The organism is Pseudoalteromonas sp. SG44-17, assembly GCF_014164235.1.
Taxonomy (GTDB): domain Bacteria; phylum Pseudomonadota; class Gammaproteobacteria; order Enterobacterales; family Alteromonadaceae; genus Pseudoalteromonas; species Pseudoalteromonas rhizosphaerae.
This window is the reverse complement of the sequence record NZ_JACJEV010000115.1, coordinates 1-251: the sequence shown is the minus strand read 5'-3', so window position 1 is coordinate 251 and position 251 is coordinate 1. Positions and strand designations below refer to the sequence as shown.

The following is a 251-nucleotide window of genomic DNA, read 5'->3' as shown; positions in this document are numbered from 1 at the left end:
AGCAAGTGAATGAACCTACTCAACCAAAGGCAGATAGTGCTCAGGCTGGCAGTGAAAGCTCACTAAATGCAGAACAAGCTGATAATAGCCAAAACGTGAAAGCTACCGATGTTGGTACAGGCAATACCCCGCTGAATACGGCGGCTACGGCTTCAACGGCTCAAGCTAACGCGACTCAGCAAGTGAATGAACCTACTCAACCAAAGGCAGATAGTGCTCAGGCTGGCAGTGAAAGCTCACTAAATGCAGAA

At 48.6% G+C, this 251-nt stretch carries 1 protein-coding gene; it reads left to right on the top strand.

What is annotated here, in order from left to right:
• Positions 1-251, top strand: a 251-nt coding sequence (locus tag H5182_RS22125) for a hypothetical protein (RefSeq protein ID WP_182760667.1), incomplete at both ends; no start/stop codon positions are given.